The following is a 23057-nucleotide window of genomic DNA, read 5'->3' on the forward strand; positions in this document are numbered from 1 at the left end:
CAAAGCAGGATTGATGCAAGTAAGAAAAAGCAAAAAAGTTTCTTCTGACAGTGCTAAAGCGGATCGCTTCCTTAATTTCCTTATCTCCTTTCTGACGCTGCTTGTTCTTGTTGGTATGGGGCTCCTGTTGCACATCAGTTTTGTGGCCGCGCAAACGGCAGAAACTGGAACTCCCGCTGCCGCAGCTCCCATGGTTGAGGAGCAGGAGATGATGGTGCAGAGCGCACCTGCTGCTATGGGCAATGAAGAGCTGGTCTTTGGACTGTCGAATGGCCTTGAGCTGTTCTCGCTGGAGAATATCGATCGCTCCAGCGAGTCCCTGAATGCTGTCTTGCTGGATCTGGGCAACTTTCCGGTTCACGTTCACAACGCTTTAGAGCGGGCGCGGCCAGACACCAATGTCTCCTGGGTCTGGCAGATTTTTGCGCTGACGCTGTTTGCTGTCACCATCGGCTTTGTTGTGGAGTTGTTGGCTGACAAGTTGTTTGCTAAGCGGTTGCTGCGGTTTTATCGGGGCAAGCCGGAGAGCAGGGCGGAGAAGATTGGTTTTCTGTTCTCCCGATCACTGGTGCAGGTGACAGCGATCTTTCTGCATGTGATTGTGACCTTCGCACTTATCCTTGTGATCTCAGACAATACGGAGAGTGTGCGGCATGCGGCGTTGATCTTTGCCAGCTTCTACTTCTTCTTCCGACTACTGCTTGTCTTTACGCGCAACTTTTTGGCTGTTGGGAATGAGTGTCACCGGGTGGTGCCGCTGGATGATCAGGTTGCGCGGTCTTTTCTGCATGCCATTGTTTTCTGTGGTGGCGTGGCCTTCTTCCTTCTGGCGTTTGGCAGGTGGATGAGCCACTTGTCGCTTAATGCAAATGCGCAGCGTATTCTGGATTTGCAGAGTGGGTTGTTCCTGGCCGTGTCCGCTGCAGTGATCTGCTACATTTATCGCAGGCCGATCGGGAACTGGTTTTCAGGCCAGCAAGATCCAGCACAACGGCGACGGGTCTGGCGTCGGCTGTTCAGTCAGAACTGGCATCTGGCAGCACTGGCTTACTTTCTGGTGGCGTGGCTGGTGTTTGCGCACCGGCTGCTGTTGGGGCTGACCTACGACAGTTTGCTGTTGCTTGCGCCGATTGTTGCGATCTTTGCCAGTGTTCTGCTTTACGGCATTCTTCTTCTCGTCATTGATAAATGGCTGTTACCGCCGATCAACATCGACAAGCTGCAGGATGCGTTTGTTGAAGAGATTGTACAAGTAGAGGAAAGAGCAGGACACTCTTACAATCAAGAGGAAGTCAACGCTGAGGCGAGAGCATTGGCTGCGGACAAAGAGGCTGGGCGGCAGCCTTACCGGCAGCTGCTGGACCATGGTGCCCGCTTGGTGACGCTGATGTTTAGTCTGGCAGTCATCATCGAAGCGTGGGGGATCAATCTCTTTAAGCAGGATGGGCTGTTTGGCAATCTGGTTGAAGTGGCGTTGATCGTGTTCTTTGGCTACATGGCCTATCAGGCGGTTCACATTACCATTCAGCGTCAGATTGAGATCTCTGAGAGTGACAAGAGCGGGCAGGCCAAAATGGGGCGGTTGGCGACGCTGCTTCCAATCCTGCGAAACTTCCTTCTGATCTCTATTGTGGTGCTCTCCGGTATGGTTGCCCTTTCAGAGATCGGGGTGAACATCGGCCCGTTGTTTGCTGGTGCCGGTGTTGTTGGGCTTGCGGTTGGCTTTGGTGCGCAAACACTGATCAAAGACATCTTTTCCGGTGCGTTCTTTCTGCTGGACGATGCTTTCCGCACGGGTGAGTACATTTATGTGACCAATAATGTGGAGGGGACGGTTGAGAGGATCTCTATCCGGTCCATGCAACTGCGTCAGTCTGATGGTCTGCTGAATACGGTTCCCTTTGGCAACTTGTCTTTCGTGAAAAACTCTTCCCGTGACTGGACCATGATGAAGTTGGCGTTTCGGGTTACTTACGATACGGATGTGGACCGGATGCGGGAGTTGATCTCTCAGCTTGGAGACAAGCTGCTGAATGATCCTGAGCTGGGGCCGAAGTTTCTGGAGCCGCTTCAGTCACAGGGCATCACTGCGCTGGAAGATTCAGCGATGATCGTGCGGGTGAAGTTCACGACGCGGCCAGGGGATCAGTACATTTTACGGAAGGCCGTGTTTGCGGGCATTCGGGAAATCTTCAACCGCGAAGGCATCACATTTGCCCACCGTGAGGTGAAAGTGAGGATCGATGAAGGGGCTGCGAGAGACCAGTCTTTCTCTGACTCACAGAAAAAGGCAATGGGTGCTGCCGTTTTGCCGATTGTTGAAGATGATGACCCGGATAATCCTTCCAAGGCATAAACGCTGCAAATTGGCGGTTTTTCGCTCTGTTTGACCCATGGGAATGTCAGAGTTGAAATTTGATCAGCCAATTTTCAAGGAAAACTCAGAAAAACTATTCCTCTTTTGGTGCGAGAAGGGAATGTTCCTCCTTGTCATCGAGTTCTTATACGTATAAAGATATCTTTATATCATATTATTCGATCAGCTGGCGGCGGTAATAGGCTTGATAACGACAGTAAATAATGAACCAGAAGGCAAACTCCCGGTAGAGGATTTGGTGGGCTGCTTGCGTGCCTGTGGTGAGACGACACGTATTCGTCTGCTTGCTTTGCTTGTGCTTGGCGAGCTGACCGTGAAGGATCTGACAGTCATTCTTGGGCAGAGCCAGCCTCGGATTTCGCGCCACCTGAAGCTTCTGTGTGAGGCCGGGGTGATCAAGCGTTATCCGGAAGGGGCCTGGGTTTATTACCGTCTTGGTGAAGGCGGCCCGGCAGAGTTGGCACGGCGCATTGTTGCGCAAAGCCAGCAGAGTGATCCGGTGCTTGCTGCTGACCATGACCGTTTGGTGTCGTTGCGCCGTGCAAAGGCGGAGGAAGCGGCGGCTTTCTTTGCAGCACGTGCCAACAACTGGGACAAGGAGCGTAGTCTTCATGTTCCTGAAGTTGCTGTCGAAGCTGCTATGCGTGCGCTTGTGGGGTCCAAGTCCTTTGATACCCTCCTAGACCTTGGGACTGGAACCGGACGTTTGCTGGAACTGTTCAGCGAGCAATACGAGCGTGGCATTGGCATTGATACCAGCCAGAACATGCTTTCTGTGGCGCGGGCCAATCTGGACCGTGTGGGCTTGCAGAAAGCACAGGTGCGTCAGGGCGATATTTATGCGCTTCCGATTGCACCGGACACAGCTGATCTGACAGTGGTTCATCAGGTTCTTCACTATCTGGAAGAGCCTGGACGGGCGATTTTGGAAGCTGCCCGTACTTTACGGCCGGGTGGTCGCCTCTTGCTCGTTGATTTTGCTCCTCACGAACTGGAGTTTTTGCGGGAAAAGCATGCGCATCGTCGCCTCGGCTTTTCTCAGGAACAAGTGGGCAATTGGCTTGCAGAAGCTGATCTGGAGCTTGTTTCAACGAATGATCTTACCCCGGGCGCGGGGGAAAAAGACAAATTAACTGTTACCCTTTGGCTCGCTCAGGATCGTCGGGTTGTGACCGACCTGCCTGTAGCGGATCCGACCAAGGAGCTTGCTTAGTTATGAGCGAACATAGTATCGATCGCCGTTTTAGGCTCAATGGAGCCTCTGACATCTCCGTTTCTTTCGAGTTTTTCCCTCCAAAGAGCGAGAAGATGGAGCAACAGCTTTGGTCGTCAATCAAACGGCTTGAGCCTCTGAGCCCAAGCTTTGTATCCGTCACCTACGGTGCTGGCGGATCGACCCGTGAACGTACTCACTCTACCGTTTCGCGTATTGTGAATGAGACTGCTCTGAAGCCAGCGGCTCATCTGACTTGTGTGGATGCCACCAAGGAAGAAGTGAACGAAGTTATTCAGGCTTACTGGGATGCTGGCGTTCGTCACATCGTGGCGCTGCGTGGTGACCCGGCTGCTGGTCTTGGTGAGGCCTACCATCCGCATGAGGGTGGTTATCAGTCTACCGCTGATCTGGTGGCTTCCATCAAGACGATTGGTGATTTTGAGGTTTCTGTTTCTGCCTATCCGGAGAAGCACCCTGAATCTCCAAGCTGGGATGCTGAGCTGGATGTGCTGAAGGCAAAGGTGGATGCGGGCGCGACCCGTGCGATCACTCAGTTCTTCTTCGATAATGACCATTACTTCCGCTATGTGGACCGAGTCCGTGCAGCTGGCATCAACATTCCGATCATTCCGGGCATTGTTCCTGTGACCAGCTTCAAGGGCATTTCCGGCTTTGCGAAGAAGACCGGTGCTTCTGTGCCAGGTTGGCTGGCGCACCGGTTTGATGGACTGGATGATGACCCGCGCACCCGTGAGCTGGTTGCTGCAGCGGTGGCGGCTGAGCAGGTGATGAGCCTTGCGGATGACGGTGTTGAGGACTTCCACTTCTACACAATGAACAAGGCGGACCTCGTTTACGCGATCTGCCACATGCTTGGACTTCGGGCAAAACAGGATGTGAAAGCATCCGTAGCCGCCTGAACTTAATCCACGTCAGCAGAGATAATTATCGGGTTACGGCCCAGCCGTGACCCGCACAAAATAAAGTACTAGAAAAGATCGGATCCCATGAGTTTGCAGGTGAAAAAGACCGGTTCGGACATTTTTGCAGCCCTAGAAGCAGCCGCCAAGGAGCGTATCCTTGTTCTGGATGGCGCCATGGGAACTATGATCCAGAATCTTCAGTTTAGCGAAGAGCAGTTCAGAGGTGAGCGCTTCAAAAGCTGGAACCAGGACCTGAAGGGTAACAACGACCTTCTGATCCTGACGCAGCCGGATGCCATTCGGGACATTCACCTTCAGTATTTGAAGGCTGGCGCGGATATCATTGAGACCAACACCTTCTCATCAACCTCCATTGCGCAGGCCGATTATGCGATGGAGAGCATCGTTTATGAGTTGAACAAAGAAGGCGCGCGCCTTTGCTGTGAAGCTGTTGAGCAGATGAAGGAGATTGATCCGTCCCGTCGCCGCTTTGTAGCTGGTGGTCTTGGGCCAACCAACCGGACCGCTTCCATCTCTCCTGATGTGAACAATCCGGGTTTCCGTGCGGTTTCCTTTGATGATCTGAAAGACTCCTATGCTGAAGCAACACGTGGTCTGATCGACGGTGGCTGTGATCTGATCCTTGTTGAAACCATCTTTGATACACTGAACGCAAAGGCGGCTTTGTTTGCGATTGATGAGGTGTTTGAAGAGAAGGGCGTGAAGCTGCCGGTGATGATCTCCGGTACGATCACTGACCTTTCTGGCCGTACGCTTTCCGGCCAGACACCAGAGGCATTCTGGAACTCCGTTCGCCATGCTGCGCCGTTTACGGTTGGCCTGAACTGTGCGCTGGGTGCGAAAGAGATGCGTGCGCACGTGGATGAGATTTCCCGTGTGGCTGATACGCTGGTCTGTGCTTATCCAAATGCTGGCTTGCCGAATGAGTTTGGTGAGTATGATGAGAGCCCGGAATACATGGCTGGGCTTTTGAAAGAGTTTGCTGAAGCTGGTCTTGTGAATGTGGTTGGTGGGTGTTGTGGCACGACACCGGAGCATATCAAAGCAGTCGCGGATGCTGTTGAAGGTTTGCCGCCACGCGCACTGCCAGAAGTGCCGCGTCTGATGCGTTTATCTGGTCTGGAGCCATTTACTTTCACCAAGGACGTGAACTTTGTGAACGTGGGTGAGCGGACCAACGTGACGGGTTCTGCACGCTTCCGTAAGCTGATCAAGAATGATGATTACACCACAGCGCTCGATGTTGCGCGCTCTCAGGTGGAGAATGGTGCGCAGATCATCGACATCAACATGGATGAAGGGCTTCTGGACAGTGAAGAAGCCATGGTCACCTTCCTCAACCTGATCGCGGCTGAGCCGGATATCGCAAAGGTTCCGGTGATGATCGACAGTTCCAAGTGGACTGTGATCGAAGCTGGCCTGAAGTGTGTGCAGGGCAAGGCTGTGGTGAACTCCATCTCTCTGAAAGAGGGAGAGGAGAACTTCATCGCGCAGGCCAAGCTGATCCGTCGGTATGGCGCTGCTGTCGTTGTGATGGCGTTTGACGAGACTGGTCAGGCGGACACACTTCAGCGCAAGATTGAGATTTGTAAGCGCTCTTATGATGTGCTGGTCAACAAGGTTGGCTTTGGTCCGGAAGATATCATCTTCGATCCGAACATCTTTGCTGTGGCGACTGGTATTGAAGAGCACGACAACTACGGTGTGGACTTCATTGAAGCGACGCGCTGGATCTCTGAGAACCTGCCTTATGCGCATATCTCTGGCGGTGTTTCCAACCTGTCGTTCTCCTTCCGTGGTAACGAGCCTGTTCGTGAAGCGATGCACTCTGTGTTCCTGTATCACGCCATTCAGGCGGGTATGGATATGGGCATTGTGAATGCCGGGCAGCTGGCGGTTTATGATGATCTGCCTGCGGAACTGCGCGAGCTTTGTGAAGATGTGGTGCTGAACCGCCGCTCTGACTCAACTGATCGTCTTCTGGATGCTGCTGAGAAGTTCAAAGGCGCAGGTGGCAAGAAGCGTGAAGTTGATCTGACCTGGCGCGAAGGCACTGTTGAGAAGCGTCTGGAACACTCTCTGGTTCACGGTATCACCGACTTCATTGTTGAAGATACAGAAGAAGCCCGCCAGAAGGCGGATCGTCCGCTGCACGTGATTGAAGGTCCGCTGATGGACGGCATGAACGTGGTGGGTGACCTGTTTGGCGCTGGTAAGATGTTCCTGCCGCAGGTGGTGAAATCTGCCCGTGTGATGAAGGCAGCTGTTGCTTACCTGATGCCTTACCTTGAGCAGGAGAAGAAGGAGCTTGGTCTGGATGAAAGCTCATCCAACGGCAAGATCCTGATGGCGACTGTGAAGGGTGATGTGCACGATATCGGTAAGAACATCGTTGGCGTTGTTCTGCAGTGTAACAACTTCGAAGTGATCGACCTTGGCGTGATGGTGCCGACCGCGAAGATCATTGATGAAGCGAAGAAGCACAACGTGGACATTATCGGACTTTCCGGTCTGATTACGCCTTCTCTGGATGAAATGTGTCACGTGGCCTCCGAGATGGAGCGTGAGGGGCTCGATATTCCGCTGCTGATCGGTGGCGCGACGACCTCTCGTGTGCATACGGCGGTTAAGATCCACCCGAACTACTCCAAGGGTCAGGCGATCTATGTGACGGATGCTGGCCGTGCGGTTGGTGTTGCCTCTCGCCTGATGGCTGAGGGTGGCCGTGAGGAGATCTACGAGAACACTCGCCTTGAGTATGTGGATGTTGCTGAAAAGCATGCGGCGGCGCGGAACAAGAAGGTGCGTGCGAGCATTGAGAAGGCGCGGGCAAACCGCTTCAAGCCGGACTTTGAAACGCACAAGCCAACTAAGCCGAAGTTCCTCGGCACCAAGACCTTCACAGACTTCTCTCTGGAAGAGCTGGTGGACTACATCGACTGGACGCCGTTCTTTGCGACCTGGGAGATCAAAGGGGCTTATCCGGCGGTTCTGACGGATGATCGTTACGGTCCGGCAGCTCAGGCGCTTTATAATGATGCGCGGGAGATGCTGAAGGAGATCGTGGACGGCAAGCTGCTTCAGGCAAATGCTGTGGTTGGGTTCTGGCCATGTGCTCAGGATGGTGATGATCTGGTGCTTTACACGGATGAGAGCCGTACAAAAGAACTGAAGCGCCTTTACACGCTTCGTCAGCAGATGGACCGTTCTTCCTCTGATCGTGGCAATGTGGCGCTGGCAGACTTTGTTGCGCCGGTTGAAAGCGGCATTCCGGATTATGTTGGTGGCTTTGCTGTTACCGCTGGTATTGGTGAGGATGTGCTTGCCAAGCGCTATGCGGATGCAGGTGATGACTACAACAAGATCCTCAGCCAAGCGATTGCAGACCGTCTTGCTGAAGCGCTTGCAGAACGTATGCACCAGCTGGTGCGTACTGAGCTGTGGGCCTATGCACCGGATGAGACGCTTTCCAACGCTGATCTGATCGCAGAAGGGTATGACGGTATCCGTCCTGCTCCGGGTTATCCGGCACAGCCTGACCATACTGAAAAGGGTACTTTGTGGGAGCTGCTTGATGCGGAAGCACAGACTGGCATTTCTCTGACTGAGAGCTATGCGATGTGGCCTGGTTCAGCTGTGTCTGGCCTCTACTTCTCGCACCCTGACAGCCATTACTTTGGTGTTGGCAAGATCGAGCGGGATCAGGTTCAGGATTATGCGGTTCGTAAGGGCTGGGATCTGGAAACCGCAGAGCGCTGGTTGGCACCAATCCTGAATTATAATCCAATGGCTCGTGAAGCTGCGGAATAACGCACTAAAAATTAAAGATTAATCAGGGCTGCAAGGAAACTTGCAGCCCTTTTTCTTTGGCGGGATTGTCGATGATGCGTGCAAGGACTGTTTCCAAATAGTGATCTAATCATTCGCTGTGGTTCGACTATGTATGTTCAGGAGAAAACAATCGCTCCTGTTCAGGGGCACTGAGAATGTCAGGTATTCCTCTCCGAAAGCCGGAGTCTTTTTTCAGGAATACGCTATTGGAGATGACAGATGAAAAAGACAATTCTGAAGATCGACAGTTCAGCCGCAACTGCAACCTCCGTCACCCGTCAGCTTGCGGATGAGCTGGTTGGTAAGCTTTCCAACGTAGGTGATGAGGTTATTGTGCGTGACCTCAACCAGCCTGTGTCATTCATTGATGAGAGCTGGATTGGTGCTGCTTATACCCCTGAAGAGCAGCGCAATGAAGATCAGAGAGCTGGTCTTGCTCTGTCTGACACACTCATCTCAGAACTGAAGGAAGCCGATGTTCTTGTGATTGGTGCACCGATCTACAACTTCTCTGTTCCAGCTGTGCTGAAGGCCTGGGTTGATCAGGTGGCGCGTGTTGGTGTGACCTTCCAGTACACAGAATACGGCCCAGAAGGCCTGCTGAAGGGCAAGAAGGCTTACATCGTAGCAGCAACCGGCGGCGTGCCTGTTGGCTCCCCAGCGGACTTTGCAGTGCCTTACCTCAAGCAGGTGCTTGGCTTCATCGGTATTACTGATGTGGAAGTGATTGCAGCGGAAGGTGTTGCTGTTGATCGCGATGGTGCGATTGAGAAAGCGCAGAACACAATGGCGGGGCTGACAGCAGTGGCTGCATAATACTCCGACAAATCAATGTCTCATCTGGAGCCCACCTTGGAAACAAGGTGGGTTTCTTTGTGCATTTGGATTGTTGGTGCCTTCTGATTTTTGTTCTTGAAGGACTTCGTAAGCATGGGGGGAGGGGTCTACAGTAGGCCGATAACAACCGCGGCAACAAATGCGAATGCAAATGTGATTGCGATGGCGTTAAAGCTTCGTGTGACAGTCATGGATTTATCTCCCGTTACTCACTAGCTGCTTGAAGCTTATGTGACGGGAGCCACGTTAGGAAGCAAAAAAATGCCATATTTCATGGCGCTGCTAGAAAACAGGCGAAGATCACTTAAAATTCCTACTGCAAATAATTTGTGTAAAGCCGGAGGATACATTCTGGTTGTTTTGTGAAAGACCAAGGGAATTCTTGCGTTTCCTCTGTCAAATCAATAAGCAGGATTTTTGCAGCTCCCGGAATACTATTGGGGTTGTGATATTTTTTCTCCTGCGGTGAATTGGACGTGGATAGTTTAAAACATTCATGACATTTCGGGCCGCAATTCAGAAACATTCAGCAATGAATCAGGAACAGCGCCGGGCAAACAGCTGTTCAAATCGGGGATTTCGAGGTGGGTTACACGACAGGCGCGCGCGCTGCGCTCAGAACACTTTCGGCCGCGCTTGTTGTTGGCATGTGTATTGATGCTGCACAAGTTGGTGCTACACCGATGCCAAAAGCTCGCCCTTACTTCGGCAATACAACGTTGCTGCCACCGATGCCTCTTCCGCAGAGCAAACTACCTGCTCAACAGTTTCCAACCCCAATCGGAAAACCGCTTTCGCTGGTTCCTGTACCTATTGAAAACCAGCGCGTCTTTCCACCTGCCGGCTATGCCAAGATGTGTGTGTTGCGCGGATGGAGTGTTGAGGTGCTGGAGAGTGTTGATGGACCGGGCGGTTGCGGAATCGATCAACCTGTTTCCTTGCGCTCTGTAGTCGCTGGCGGGCAGGAAATTGGCCTGACCATGCCTGTGCAGATTGAATGTTCTCTGGCTCAGCAGCTGGATGGCTGGCTGCAGGATGTGGCCGTGCCTGCTGCTCGCCGGGAACTGGGAGTTTCCATCACCCGCATTCGTACGGCGGCGGGGTATGCTTGCCGCGGGCGGAATAATCAGCGTGGTGCCAAGCTCTCAGAACACGGCAAGGGCAATGCGATTGATATTGCCGGTTTCCATCTCTCTGATGGCCGCGAAGTGACGGTTGAAGACGGTTGGGATGGGTCTTCTGCCGAAGTGCGTTTTCTGAGTAGCCTGCACAAAGGAGCGTGTGAGCGCTTTACCACTGTGCTTGGGCCGGATGCGGACCGATACCATCGTGACCATTTGCACTTTGATCAGGGCTGTCACGGCAAGGACTGCAAGTACCGGGTTTGTAAATAGGAGACGCCCACCTGATCGAGACGGGGCTTTATCTCTCTCAAGTGGGCGTTTACTGTGATGTCAGGGCTTACTGGCAGAAACGGTTTTTGCCAGAGTAGGTACGGTAAGTGCCGGTGTTCGGGTTAAAGCTTCTGTATTTGTTGGTGCAGTATGCGAACCAAGCTGGTGACCACGGAGCTGGGGCTACAGCCTGTGCGTGGTAAACCGGTGCTGGCTGATGCACGACCACTGGTGGACGGTACGCAGGTGCCGGTGGGCGATACGCTGGCGCTGGTGGACGGTAGGCCGGACGTGGTGGTGCAACATACTGTGGCTGCGGTGTGACGGCGTTGCCGATGATGAGACCTGCTGCCAGACCGATGACGCCGATTGCAGCTGCTTCACCTGCATTGATGCCGTGCTTCTTGTGCTTTTTCTTCTTCCGCTTGTGGTAGTAGTGGTTCTCTACATAGGTGTTGTTTTCAATGTAGGTGTTGTTTCTTTGGCCTGCCTGAGCTGCAGAAACGACTGGCAACATCATTGCCCCTGCAAGCGCTACTGAAATTACTGCTGATGCTTTAGCCATTTTCGTCTCCGTAAACGGTATTTCGTGTTTGTTGAGACTAATTAACCAGAGACGGCCTGAACCTTCTTTGAGAGCGCCATTCATCTTCTGTTCATGTAGATGAATGAGATGGAAAAGCTAAATAAATCAATTTATTAGTCGCCTGAAAAAATGTTCAGTGCCTGTGTTTCTTACCGAATTTTAAGTTGAGTATGCTTTTCATCTTATTTAGTGCAGATAGACAACAATGAAGAATCTGAGCAGGGTCAGAACCGGATAAGTGAGGTTGGTATGGAAAAGAAGATAGATCCAATTCGAGAGACCACCGATGAAGCACGTGCTCTTGCCAGAAAGCTGATCAGGACGGTTCGATTTGCTTCCCTTGCCGTGCTCGAACCGGAGACTGGGTATCCTATTGTCAGCCGTGTGGGTGTCGGTTCGGATGTCGTTGGTGCGCCGTTCATGCTGGCCTCCAGCCTTTCCAACCATTCGCAGTGCCTTGAGCAGGATCAGCGTGTGTCGCTGCTGATTGGGGAGCCGGGTAAGGGGGATCCTCTGGCGCATCCGCGTCTGACCGTGATTGGCCGCTTCGAGCGCCTGAGCAAAGGTGATCCGCTGTGTACGGAGCTGCGCAATCGCTATCTTATGCGCCATCCAAAAGCCAAGCTCTACGTGGATTTTGCTGATTTTGATTGGTACCAGCTGCATGTTGAGCGGGTGAACATGAATGGCGGCTTTGGTAAGGCCTTCTTGCTGACGCGTGAAGATGTTCTGAGTTCTGAAGAAGGACGCGAGCAGCTGGCGGCGACGGCGCATGATCTGGTTATCCGCATGAATGAACGCCATGCCGATGAGATCGGCAGCTTTGCCTCCAGAACCTTCAAGGTGGGTGCCTCCAAGTGGGGGCTGGTTAGCATTGATGGTGAAGGGGCTGAGTTCTTTGATGGCGAGACGGTTTACCGTCATTTCTGGGAGGAAGTGACACCAGCAGGTGAACTTGAAAAGCTGGTGCTACAAACTCTCGGTTGTTCTGTGTAAAACCATGACGTAGGGTTTTGCTTGCCTTATAGTTCTTGTAAGGCGACTATCTATGCAAGGTGCAGAACAGGGTTGGAGCAGAAATGAATAAAGAGAATCTGGACAGCACAGCGGGTGCAGAGGTCTATTCCGAAAAGACTTTGCGGATTTATGACTTGCTGGTTTTACGGTTCTCCAACACGTTTCTGTGGCGTTGTTCTGCTGCTAAGGCGCTGAGCTTCTTCAACCGCAATGTCAGCGGCAACCATCTGGATGTTGGTGTTGGCAGTGGTTATTTTCTGGAACATGGCCGTTTTCCGCAGGACACGCGTCTGGTGCTGATGGATCTGAACCCGCAGTGTCTGGACTATGCGAAGGCACGGGCGGTGGTTGCGAATGTGAGCACAGCGCAGGCGGATGTTCTGGAGCCGATTGAGTGGTCGGAAGATAAGTTCGACAGCATCAATCTGGGCTATCTGCTGCACTGCCTGCCGGGCAGCATGAAGCAGAAGTACATGGTGTTTGAAAACCTGAAGCCACTGATGAATGAAGGCGGCGTTCTGTTTGGCTCCACCATTCTTGGGGAAGGGCAGAAGCCAAACTGGGCTGCGCGTAAGCTGATGGCGTTTTACAACAGCAAGGGCATCTTCTCGAACCAGCAGGACAATCTTGAAGACCTTCGGGCCAATCTGGAGAAGTACTTCAAGGATGTAACCATTGAGGTGATTGGTGAAGTTGCGCTGTTCAGAGGGCGTGTGTAGCCGCTTCTTCCGGGAAGAGCACAAGGTCATCTTCGGGTGACCATGGCTTCCATTTTTTGCCAAAGACGGTTTTGAAATCTGGCTGGTCGATGCGCTCGAGCAGCCATTTTTTTACGCTCTGCGGGGCCTCTTTCTCAAAGCGCTCTTTGTCCGCATTGGCGAACTGGCGCACGAATGGGAAGAGTGCCTGATCGGCCAGCGCAGGGCGGTTTCCGAACAGATATGCAGACTTTTCCAGCCGCTCCGAGAGCTTTGAGAGCTCTTTGATAGCAAGGGTGTAATGCTCGTCCGGGTCAGCATCTTCGTAGCGCGTGGAGTACTTGTATCTGTCCAGATTGCGTTTGAAGTCGCCGTCCATCTCTTCGATGAGCTGTAGCATTTCTTCCAGTGAGCCGGTTTCCGGTGAGAGCCAGCTTTGTGGGTCGTTTTGCTGAAGTGCCCAGAGCATGATGTCCAGGCTTTCTTCAATCACCGTGCCGTCGTTGAGCAGAAGGACAGGTACGGTTCCTTTGGGCGAGATTTCCAGCATGTGGGCGGGCTTATCCCGCAGAACGATCTCACGAAGGGCGACTGCCCGCTGGCTGGCGACCAACCCCAATCTTGCGCGCATTGCGTAGGGACACCGACGGAATGAATACAGGATCGGGAGGGACGTCTGCTCAGCCATGCTTTCTGTTGTCTGCCTTTGATTGATCGTTTTCAGCAGCTGGTATTTCTAATGAATCTACAGGAGCAATGCCAGCGGACTTGCGCTCATAGGCCTGAATTGCCTTCTCTTCTTTCAAAAAGGCCTCAATATGCGGCTGCAGTTTGAGTTCTCTGACAGGGGTGTCGGTTTCCTGCAGGACTGTTGTGGTCGGCACAAATGCTTTTTGCGCGCGGTCATACATGCTGACGCGCACGAGGCCGGTTGCTGCGACGATGCCCTTTTTCTGGCCTCGGGTGAAGATGAAGCGCTGTTCCATGACGGCGGCTTCTTCCGTCCAGTAGACGATCTCGCTTTCCAGCTTGAAGGGCTCCATGAATGGCAGTTCACGGCGGAAGCGGACGGTGGCATGGTTGGCCAGTGGAGTCCACTTGTTGCGGAAGATGGCCTTGCCCAGCTTGGTGCGGCTCATATGATCCACACGGCCAAAATCCATCATGGCCAGATAGCGGCTGTTGGTGAGGTGGATGTTCATATCAATATCGGAGGGAAGAACGCGCAGGCTCACAACAGACTTGCTGAACATATCTGCTAGTTTTTCCCGAAAAGGGAACTTAAGGAAATAAAGTATAAGTCTGAACCAGAGTTGCATTATCTCTCCACGTGATAGCTCACGGGCTCTCACAAAAATCTAATGGATTTTCCAATAGGGAATAAGGTTTCCTATTACGTTAGGTGTGTTGTGCCAGATGTTGAAAGAATTTTCCAGTTATCTCTTTGAGTGGGAGATTGCGTATAGCTCAACTGAACTCGCCGCGATTGCCGGGGCTTTTTTCTTCGCGGCCTTTGTTAAAGGCGCGACTGGCCTTGGGTTTTCAACCACTTGCCTGCCGTTTCTGGTTTACGCGGTGGGATTGAAAAGAGGAATTCCGCTCATCTTATTGCCGAGTATTACTAGCAATATTCTGGTGATGATCGATGCAGGATATTTCGGGGAAATGGTGAGCCGCTTTCGCTGGATGCTTTTGGCGACTGTTCCGGGGATTCTGTTGGGGCTGTGGTTTCTGGATATCGCTCCTGCTCAGGAAGCTGTCGTGGTGTTGGGGTGTGTGCTCATCAGCTATGCTCTGTTCGCTTTTTTCACACCTAATCTGACCCTTTCTCGGGAAATGGAGCGTTTGTTGGGGCCGGTGAGTGGGTTCATCACTGGCGTGGTCAATGGCATTACCGGATCGCAGATCATGCCGGTGATGCCCTATTTGTTGTCGCTGAACCTGAACAGTGAGCGTTTTGTGCAGGCGATCAATTGCTCCTTCACGCTGTCGTCTTTTGTGATGGCAGGGGGGCTTTATTATCTCGGCCTACTGGATCTTAGTGCGCTGGGAGTTTCGGCGTTGGGGTTGGTCTTTGTGTATTTCGGCACCAAACTCGGGTCGCTGGTGCGGCAGTTGATGTCGCCTTCGGTGTTCCGGGCCACTGTTCTGCTGCTGCTTTTCGGGCTTGGAGTGAGCCTTTTGTTCAAGGCATTTTAGAGCAGGCTGCGTTCAGATGCTTTCGCGTGCCTTAAGCTAACTGGTGGTTTATGGATCTCCTCGGTTTGTGCCGGGAGATGATAGAGATTATTGCAGGTTCGCGCCTAGGCTCTGCTTCATGATGGAAATGGAAGCAGACATGGCGATGGCCGCAGAGTATCTCGGGTATACGGCCTTTGAGATCGCCATCATCATGTTCACGTTCTTCTTCGCAGCCTTTGTGAAAGGGCTGGCGGGACTGGGCTTTACGACAATCTGCCTTGCGATCCTTGCCTATACGGTGGGGTTGAAGAAGGGCATTCCGCTGATTGTTGTGCCGGGGCTCATTAGTGATCTCATCCTAGTTTATGAGGCTGGCTACTTTCGCGAGTCCTTCAATCGGTTCTGGCGGATTTATCTGTTTTCCATTCCAGGCGTGATGATTGGTCTCTGGTTTTTGAGCTGGGCGTCCACTCATTGGCTGACGATCCTGCTGGGTTTTGTCATCATGGCGTTTGTTGGCTATGCGCTGTTCTCAAAGAACCTGCGACTGCGGACCCATTGGGAGAAAACGGGCAGTTCGCTCTCCGGCTTTTCAACCGGCTTGCTGACGGGGATGACCGGCTCTCAGTTGATGCCGATCACGCCGTTTCTGGTGTCGCTGGACCTGCCGCGCAGCCATTTCATTCAGACGATCAATAGCTTCTTCACGGTGGTGACGGCCATGATGATCCTGGGGCTGACCTATCTGGGCCTGTTGCATCTGGGAGCGTTTGCGATTTCCATTACGGGGCTTGTGTTTGTCTATATCGGAACCAAGAGCGGCAACTATATCGGGCGCAGGTTCAGCCCGGCGGTATTTCGCTATTGTGTGTTGGTGATGATGTTCTTTTCCGGTCTGGGGCTCATCATCAAAGAACTCTGGCTGAATGTGATGTGATGGCCCGTCCACTTGCAAACCCAGTGAAGGATCCCCAATTGCATCTCTGTCTAAACGATAAGCGCAGATGGCGCTTCAGAGAAGTTTTCGGAAAATGGTGATCCTTCAATTGATTGGGGGGCTTGTGCTGCTGCTTGTCGGCGGCGAAGCGCTGGTGCGCGGAAGTGTGGCTGTTGCCACGCGTTTGGGCGTTTCCAAGCTTTTTATCGGCCTGACGCTGGTGGGTTTTGGCACCTCCATGCCAGAGCTTGTGGCCAGCTTGCAGGGGGCGTTTGCTGGATATCCCGGTGTTGCAATCGGGAACATTGTGGGCAGCAACATTGCAAACGTTCTGCTCATCCTTGGTATCACAGCGTTGATCCTGCCGATTACGGTGAAGCGGGAAGCCTTTCAGCGTGATGGGGCTGTGCTGCTCCTTTCCAGCCTGATCCTGCTGGCGGTGATCCTGACGGGGTATCTCTCCCGCTGGGCTGGCTTTGTTCTGGTTGGGTTGCTGCTGGCCTATACCATCTACACCTACGTGGTGGAGCGGCGGGCAGAGCAAGTTTCCGGAGACGTTTATGAGGCTGAAGCGGATCAGGCGAGTTATCCGAACATCTCCATCTTGTGGGGGCTCGGGATCTTCGCAGCTGGCGTGATTGGTATCATCACTGGTGCAAGTCTGCTGGTGAGCTCCAGCGTTGCCATTGCTCATAGTATTGGCGTTTCTGATGCTGTGATCGGCCTGACGCTGGTTGCGATTGGCACCTCGCTGCCTGAGCTTGTGACCTCAGCCATCGCGGCGATCCGTGGTCATGTGGAGGTCGCGTTTGGCAATATTGTTGGCAGCAACATCTTCAACATTTTCGGCATTGGCGGGGTGACCGCGCTTGTTGTGCCCATTCCTGTTCCCCCTGTGATCGCGCAGGTCGATATCTGGGTGATGGTGGGCACGGTGATTTTGATGGCGATTGCCTGCGTTACGGGATGGCGTGTCAGCCGCAGGGAAGGACTGTTCTTTCTGCTGTGTTATGCAGCCTATATGGCGTTTCAACTCCTACCGGGATTACGCGCTGCGGTTGGGATTGTGTGATCACAGGTTATCTTTGAGGCAAAAACTTATCCTCCCTGGTTCTGGAGCATCTATGCTTTTTACAGGTCCACGTAACGGGCTGCTGGCGGACCGTCCGTCAGTTGGTCGTGGGCTGGATGGGGCTACTGTGGAAGGTAACGTATTTCGTAGCAGGTCCGTGGAGGTTCCCCTTTCACCAACAGTGTTGAGGGATAGCGGATGCCCGGCCAGACCAGAGGGCGCCAGCACTGAGACCTGAGGCTTTCCAACGGCCTTAAGTCTTCCAAGTGTCTTTTGGACCTTGGCCTTAGCCTCCTGCAAAAACATCCGGGCAAGGCGTGTAGCCAATGCCGAAGACTCATTACTAACAAACAGCGCAGGTATTGCCTGCCGCCTTGCTCACCCCGATTATCGGGAACCCTAACTCCACCGCTGCATGGGATGCCATGTGGTGCTGTTGGTGTTTGTGGTCTTCTATGGTATGTTAGCTAAGTCTAGCTAAGGTGAGGTGCGATGAAAGTAAACATGCATGAAGCAAAGTCCAATCTTTCCAAACTTGGTGAGAAGGTTTGGCAGGGAGAACGCGTGGTCATTGCTAAGGCGGGTAAACCTTATCTAGATCTCGTGCCGCATAAGGCGCAGTTGAAACCGCGCAAACCGGGGCGCTTCAAGGGGCAAATCAAGCTGGCACCTGACTTCAACGAAGAGATGAAAGACGTTACCTCAAGTTTTGAGGGCGAGGAATGAGACGTCTTCTCCTCGATACACATGCTCTTTTGTGGTGGCTTGGTGGTGATGCGCAGTTAGGGGCCAAAGCGCAGGCGATAATTGCAGATCCTCATAATGAGGTTTTTGTAAGTGCCGCAAGCTCATGGGAGATTGCAATCAAGCAGAACCTCGGAAAGCTCACAGCTCCCAAAGGACTGGCCAGCATCATTGATGAGGAAGGGTTCCTATCCCTTCCTATTTCGCTTTTCCATGGGGAACAGGCTGGCTATCTCCCAGAGCATCATAAAGACCCATTTGATCGGATGCTGATCGCACAGGCGCAAGCAGAAGGGCTGGAACTTGTGACCTCAGATGAGAAGTTTCAGGCTTATGGCGTGCGTTTGGTTGAGGCTTCTGAATAAAAGCGTCTGGCTAGATTGAATGCGTTTATGTTGAAATTGGTATTAATATAATATTTAAAATATAATTAACTTTTCGTTAATCTTATACTTGAAGCTCTTTTCTGCTTTCCTACCTAAAGGAATGTAATTGATGCGAAGTATTTGAGGTCAGAATGACTAAGATTAAAGGCCGGAATGATGGCCCAGGTGGGCGGAATGAGCATTACGATATTGGCAGTCGTAAAAATGTACCACGACGCAACGCTGTAGCGGAAACTAAACGTGGTGAGCACCCTGGCGCTCATGTCATCAAGGTAAAAGGTCGCGAGTATGTTAGAGACAATCCTGATAACTCTAAAAGAGATAACGTAAATCGCAATAAGTAGCGATGCTTGTGATTATTAAACACGAGAGCCAGTTGTTAATCTAAAAACGCCCAGCTACTAAAGTCGGGCGTTTCTGTTTTTTGATCTTAAAAAACTATTCTGGGGTGCCCCAGCCGCCGCTGGTTGGGGGGACGACTGTGATTGCTTCGCCTGCTTCCAGAATGGTCTGGTCACAGCCTTTCAGCTCTTCCATCTGGCCAGAGTTCCGGCGCACGTAGGTGCGGCCTTTCTGACCATCTTCGCCGCCCTGCATGCCTTTTGGTGCGATGGTTCTGTGGGATGCGAGGATCGCGCAGTCCATCTTTTCCAGGAAGCGGATGGTGCGTTTGGTACCGTCGCCCGCATGCCACTTGCCTTTGCCGCCTGTTTCCTTGCGGATGTGGAAGTCTTCCAACAGCACAGGATAGCGGAACTCTAGAACCTCAGGATCAGTGAGGCGAGAGTTGGTCATGTGGACATGGACGCCGTCGGTTCCATTAAAGCCCGGGCCTGCCGGAGAGCCGGAGCACAGGGTCTCGTAGTACTGATAGGTGTCGTTGCCGAAGGTCAGGTTGTTCATGGACCCTTGCGAGTTTGCCATGGCACCAAGCGCTGCAAACAGAGCATTGGTGATGTGCTGTGAGGTTTCCACGTTGCCCGCCACAACAGCTGCCGGATAATGCGGACGCAGCATGGAGCCTTCTGGCACCACAATGTTGATTGGACGCAGGCAGCCTGCATTCATCGGAATGTGGCCTTCGACCATGACGCGGAAGCAGTAGAGCACAGCAGCGCGGGTGACAGGTTCCGGCGCGTTGAAGTTGTTGGGCTTCATCTCGCTGGTGCCAGTGAAGTCCACGGTTGCTTCGCGCTTGTCCTTATCAACGGTGATCTTGACCTTGATGGTTGAGCCCTGATCCGTTGGGTATTCGTAGGTGCTGTCTGCCAGAGCCTCAATCACGCGGCGCACGCTTTCTTCAGCGTTGTCCTGCACGTGGCCCATGTAGGCCTGCACGGTTTCCAGACCGAAGTGGTCTGTCATCTTGCGCAGTTCCTGAACACCTTTTTCGTTTGCGGCGATCTGGGCTTTCAGGTCAGCCACGTTCTGGTGAACGTTACGAACCGGATATTTGTGGTTGGTGAGCAGCTCGACCAGAGCTTCTTCGCGGAACTCGCCCTGATCCACCAGCATGAAGTTGTCGAACAGGACACCTTCTTCATCCACTGTTGTGGCGAGTGGGGTCATGGAGCCCGGAGCGGAACCGCCCACGTCTGCATGGTGACCACGGGAGGCTGCCCAGAACAGGATTTCTTTGTCGTCCTCGTCGAAGACCGGGGAGACAACGGTGATGTCCGGCAGGTGGGTGCCGCCATTGTAAGGGGCGTTGAGTGCGAACACATCGCCCGGTCTGATCTTGCCTTTGTTGAGGGAAATGATTGCCTCAACAGAACGGTCCATGGATCCTAGGTGCACCGGCATGTGCGGAGCGTTGGCAACCAATGCGCCGTTTTGATCGAAGACCGCGCAGGAGAAGTCGAGGCGTTCTTTGATGTTTACGGAGTACGCGGTGTTCTGCAGGGTGACGCCCATCTGTTCCGCGATGGACATGAAGAGGTTGTTGAACACCTCCAGCATCACCGGATCAGCGGTGGTGCCAAGAGCGACTTTCTTCTCCAGCGGGATACTGCGCGTTAGAATGATGTGGTTCTTGGCGTTGACCTCTGCCAGCCAGCCCGGTTCCACAACGATGGTTGCGTGTGGTTCCATGATGAGGGCAGGGCCTTGCAGCTTCATACCCGGCTGGAATGCATCGCGCTTGAGGATGGATGCATCCTGCCATTTGCCGTTTGCGTAGAACTGAGTCTGCTCTGCGATTGCAGGTGCCTGTGAAGCAAGTGCCTCATCTGGTTCCAGCAGGCCAGCGCCGCCGCCAACAGCTTCCACTTCGAGTGCTTCGACCACGATGGTCTTGTTCTCGTAGGCAAAGCCGAACTGTTTGATGTGGTTCTGAGTGAAGGATGCGATCATGGCGTCCAGATCACCGGTGTTCAGATCCACTGCGATTGGGGTGTCGGTGCCATCATAACGCAAGTGCGCGCGAGGGATGACGGTGAGCTCGTCTTCCGCAACACCCTGATTTTCGACTTCGGTCTTGGCGTCTGATGCAAGACGCTGAGCCAGTTCTTCCAGAGTGGAGAGGTTGTCGGTGCTCAGCTCTTTGACAACCGCCTGCTGGCGAGTGGCGCGGATATCCGCAAGGCCCATGCCGTAAGCAGAAAGGATGCCGGAGAGCGGGTGGACGATCACAGTTTTCATGCCGAGGCTGTCTGCCACCATACAGGCGCTCTGACCGCCAGCACCGCCGAAGCAGGTGAGCGCATATTCGGTGACGTCGTAGCCGCGCTGAACGGAGATCTTCTTAATGGCGTTGGCCATGTTCTCAACGGCGATCTTCTGGAAGCCTTCAGCTACTTCCTCGCCGGTGCGGCCATCGCCGATTTCAGCGGCCAGTGCGTTGAAGGCGTCTTTGACTTCTTCGATTGCCAGAGGTTCATTCTGGTTCGGGCCAAAGATTTTCGGGAAGTAGTCGGCGTTGAGCTTGGCTGTCATGACGTTGGCGTCGGTGACAGTGAGCGGACCGCCGCGGCGGTAACATTTTGGACCCGGGTTTGCGCCAGCGGAATCCGGACCAACCTGGAAGCGGCCGTCTTTGTAATGGAGGATGGAACCGCCACCGGCAGCAACGGTATGAATCATCATCATCGGCGCACGCATGCGAACGCCAGCCACTTCGGTTTCAAACGCGCGCTCAAACTCGCCGTCGAAGTGGGACACGTCCGTGGAGGTGCCGCCCATGTCGAAGCCGATGAGCTTTTCGAAGCCTGCCATTTTGGAGGTTTCAACCGCGCCGACAACACCACCAGCCGGGCCAGAGAGGATTGCGTCTTTGCCCTGGAAGAGGGAGGCGTCTGTCAGACCGCCGGAGGACTGCATGAACATGAGGCGGCAGTCGGTGTTTTTGATGTCGAGCTCGCCGGCTACCTGATCAACGTAACGACGCAGGATTGGGGACAGGTACGCGTCAACAACGGTGGTGTCGCCACGGCCCACCAGCTTCATGAGCGGGGAGACTTCATGGCTGACGGAAATCTGCGGGAAGCCGACCTGGCGGGCGATATCTGCCAGCTGCTTCTCGTGTTCCGGGTACGCATAGGCGTGCATCAGAACGATGGCGATGGAGCGGATGCCATCCGCATAGGCGGCTTCCAGCTGCGCTTTGACATCACTCAGGTTTGGTGCGGTCTCAACAGTGCCATCTGCGCGGACGCGTTCGTCGGCTTCCAAAACCTGATCGTAAAGGAGCTCAGGCTTGATGATCTCTTTGGCGAAGATGTCCGGGCGGGCCTGATAGCCGATTTCCAGCGCGTCGCGGAAGCCTTTGGTGATCAGCAGGAGAGTGCGATCGCCTTTGCGTTCCAGCAGTGCGTTGGTGGCGACGGTGGTGCCCATCTTCACGGTTGCGATCTGGTTGGATGGGATGCGGGTGTCTTTGGCAACGCCCATGAGGTCGCGGATGCCCTGAATGGCGGCGTCTTTGTAGGCCTCAGGGTTTTCGGAGAGGACTTTATGGGCGCGGATTTCTCCTTGTGGTGTGCGTGCAACGATGTCGGTGAAGGTGCCGCCGCGGTCGATCCAGAAATCCCACTTACCCATTGTCATGTTTTGTCCCACCTCGGTTTAAAATATTATTCTGTGATACATCTACAAAATGTAGATAAATTGTCAATGTGATTATGGGAGTGTAACGCCGAACCTGCGAGAAACATGCATGAATTTTTCGTGGACCGGTCTTTTTAGAGAGCTTGTGCCCTGCGCGTAAACTATTGACATTATGTTGCGCGAGCCGGAACGAATCTGTGCTTTTCGAACTTTTGCGGTTGTGAGGTCAAAAATGAGTGATGCTGTTGAGCAGAAGAATGCTGAAGGACTTGGCGTAGGGCCGGTCGTGTCCTCATCTCACCTTGCCTCCGGTGAACTGCCTGCGTTGTCTGAGGTGGAATTTGCGGTGACGATGATGGTGAACGCCTATCACCGCTGGATGGTGCGTTGCATGGCGGCGGCGGGGCAGGAAGGATTGTCCCCGCTGGAGACGCTGGTGCTACACTCAGTCAATCACCGTGAGCGTTCCAAGACACTGGCTGATCTGTGCCTGGTGCTGAACATTGAGGACACGCACACTGTTTCTTATGCGCTGAAGAAGCTTGAGAAGGCAGGGCTTATTCAGTCGGGTAAGCGCGGCAAGGAGAAGACCGCGGAGATTACCGATGCAGGTCGTGAACTATGCGATGCCTATAAGCAGTTGCGGGATGCGCTGCTGGTAAAGCCGGTGAAGGAGCTGGGGTTGGATGAAGCCGAGCTGTCTCGGCTTGCATCTGTTTTGCGCAGTGTTTCTGGCCACTATGATCAGGCGGCGCGATCAGCTGCTGCGATGTAAAATGGGTGCGGCAGGGTT

At 53.4% G+C, this 23057-nt stretch carries 19 protein-coding genes; 15 read left to right on the forward strand and 4 right to left on the reverse strand.

Annotated features, from left to right (window positions below):
* Nucleotides 1–13: 13 nt before the first annotated feature.
* The 6 genes from PJE062_RS05360 (at nt 14) to PJE062_RS05385 (ending at nt 10599) form a co-directional block, all read left to right on the forward strand.
* On the forward strand, nt 14–2356 hold the full coding sequence (locus PJE062_RS05360) for a mechanosensitive ion channel family protein (protein WP_008548000.1): 2343 nt from the start codon (nt 14–16) through the stop codon (nt 2354–2356).
* A 259-nt stretch (nt 2357–2615) separates the two neighbouring features.
* Nucleotides 2616–3590: a metalloregulator ArsR/SmtB family transcription factor gene (locus tag PJE062_RS05365; RefSeq protein WP_008547773.1), complete on the forward strand. Its 975-nt coding sequence runs from the start codon at nt 2616–2618 to the stop codon at nt 3588–3590.
* A 2-nt stretch (nt 3591–3592) separates the two neighbouring features.
* Nucleotides 3593–4513, forward strand: coding sequence for a methylenetetrahydrofolate reductase [NAD(P)H] (gene metF / locus PJE062_RS05370; protein ID WP_075698749.1), 921 nt, complete (start codon nt 3593–3595; stop codon nt 4511–4513).
* Between the two features lie 87 nt (nt 4514–4600).
* Entirely contained in the window at nt 4601–8347 is a 3747-nt protein-coding gene (metH, locus tag PJE062_RS05375) for a methionine synthase (RefSeq protein ID WP_008547873.1), read from the forward strand.
* 240 nt (nt 8348–8587) lie between these two features.
* Complete coding sequence (locus tag PJE062_RS05380) at nt 8588–9184, forward strand: FMN-dependent NADH-azoreductase (RefSeq protein WP_008547430.1); 597 nt, start codon at nt 8588–8590, stop codon at nt 9182–9184.
* A gap of 605 nt (nt 9185–9789) precedes the next feature.
* Nucleotides 9790–10599: an extensin family protein gene (locus PJE062_RS05385; RefSeq protein ID WP_008547772.1), complete on the forward strand. Its 810-nt coding sequence runs from the start codon at nt 9790–9792 to the stop codon at nt 10597–10599.
* Between the two features lie 67 nt (nt 10600–10666).
* Here the strand turns inward: PJE062_RS05385 and PJE062_RS05390 are convergent, their stop codons facing one another.
* Complete coding sequence (locus PJE062_RS05390; RefSeq protein ID WP_008547411.1) at nt 10667–11164, reverse strand: BA14K family protein; 498 nt, start codon at nt 11162–11164, stop codon at nt 10667–10669.
* Nucleotides 11165–11434: 270 nt separating this feature from the next.
* Here PJE062_RS05390 and PJE062_RS05395 point away from each other — a divergent pair, with 270 nt between their 5' ends.
* Both PJE062_RS05395 and PJE062_RS05400 read left to right on the forward strand, forming a co-directional pair.
* The gene (locus tag PJE062_RS05395; protein WP_008547663.1) at nt 11435–12181 is read left to right on the forward strand and encodes a HugZ family protein; all 747 of its coding nucleotides are present in this window, start codon (nt 11435–11437) and stop codon (nt 12179–12181) included.
* An 83-nt stretch (nt 12182–12264) separates the two neighbouring features.
* Nucleotides 12265–12921 (forward strand): bifunctional 2-polyprenyl-6-hydroxyphenol methylase/3-demethylubiquinol 3-O-methyltransferase UbiG, encoded by a 657-nt coding sequence (locus PJE062_RS05400; protein ID WP_008547575.1) that lies wholly within the window; start codon nt 12265–12267, stop codon nt 12919–12921.
* Here the strand turns inward: PJE062_RS05400 and PJE062_RS05405 are convergent.
* Nucleotides 12905–13588, reverse strand: a complete 684-nt coding sequence (locus PJE062_RS05405; protein WP_041768731.1) for a glutathione S-transferase — start codon at nt 13586–13588, stop codon at nt 12905–12907. The two genes, PJE062_RS05400 and PJE062_RS05405, sit on opposite strands and share 17 nt — an antisense overlap.
* A complete protein-coding gene (locus PJE062_RS05410; protein ID WP_014286640.1) occupies nt 13581–14153 on the reverse strand; it encodes a thioesterase family protein in 573 nt (190 codons plus the stop codon). Before PJE062_RS05410 ends, PJE062_RS05405 begins: the two co-directional genes overlap by 8 nt.
* A gap of 163 nt (nt 14154–14316) precedes the next feature.
* On the opposite strand from PJE062_RS05410, the gene PJE062_RS05415 reads away from it, so the two are divergent.
* The 6 genes from PJE062_RS05415 to PJE062_RS25960 all read left to right on the forward strand — a co-directional run bounded on the left by PJE062_RS05415 (nt 14317) and on the right by PJE062_RS25960 (nt 18564).
* Complete coding sequence (locus PJE062_RS05415) at nt 14317–15099, forward strand: sulfite exporter TauE/SafE family protein (RefSeq protein WP_008547534.1); 783 nt, start codon at nt 14317–14319, stop codon at nt 15097–15099.
* A 118-nt stretch (nt 15100–15217) separates the two neighbouring features.
* Entirely contained in the window at nt 15218–16018 is an 801-nt protein-coding gene (locus tag PJE062_RS05420; RefSeq protein WP_008547652.1) for a sulfite exporter TauE/SafE family protein, read from the forward strand.
* Nucleotides 16019–16112: 94 nt separating this feature from the next.
* Nucleotides 16113–17090 carry a calcium/sodium antiporter gene (locus tag PJE062_RS05425; protein WP_008547865.1) on the forward strand — a complete coding sequence of 326 codons (978 nt, stop codon included), beginning with the start codon at nt 16113–16115 and terminating at the stop codon, nt 17088–17090.
* Nucleotides 17091–17582: 492 nt separating this feature from the next.
* The gene (locus PJE062_RS05430; protein ID WP_008547591.1) at nt 17583–17816 is read left to right on the forward strand and encodes a type II toxin-antitoxin system Phd/YefM family antitoxin; all 234 of its coding nucleotides are present in this window, start codon (nt 17583–17585) and stop codon (nt 17814–17816) included.
* Nucleotides 17813–18199 carry a type II toxin-antitoxin system VapC family toxin gene (locus PJE062_RS05435; RefSeq protein ID WP_008547809.1) on the forward strand — a complete coding sequence of 129 codons (387 nt, stop codon included), beginning with the start codon at nt 17813–17815 and terminating at the stop codon, nt 18197–18199. Before PJE062_RS05430 ends, PJE062_RS05435 begins: the two co-directional genes overlap by 4 nt.
* A gap of 152 nt (nt 18200–18351) precedes the next feature.
* On the forward strand, nt 18352–18564 hold the full coding sequence (locus PJE062_RS25960) for a DUF3892 domain-containing protein (protein WP_083793217.1): 213 nt from the start codon (nt 18352–18354) through the stop codon (nt 18562–18564).
* A gap of 94 nt (nt 18565–18658) precedes the next feature.
* On the opposite strand, the gene PJE062_RS05440 is transcribed toward PJE062_RS25960, so the two are convergent.
* A complete protein-coding gene (locus PJE062_RS05440; protein WP_008547573.1) occupies nt 18659–22258 on the reverse strand; it encodes a hydantoinase B/oxoprolinase family protein in 3600 nt (1199 codons plus the stop codon).
* 238 nt (nt 22259–22496) lie between these two features.
* On the opposite strand from PJE062_RS05440, the gene PJE062_RS05445 reads away from it, so the two are divergent.
* Nucleotides 22497–23039 (forward strand): winged helix DNA-binding protein, encoded by a 543-nt coding sequence (locus PJE062_RS05445; protein ID WP_008547586.1) that lies wholly within the window; start codon nt 22497–22499, stop codon nt 23037–23039.
* The last annotated feature ends 18 nt before the right edge of the window (nt 23040–23057 follow it).

Source organism: Pseudovibrio sp. JE062, from assembly GCF_000156235.1.
Lineage (GTDB): Bacteria > Pseudomonadota > Alphaproteobacteria > Rhizobiales > Stappiaceae > Pseudovibrio.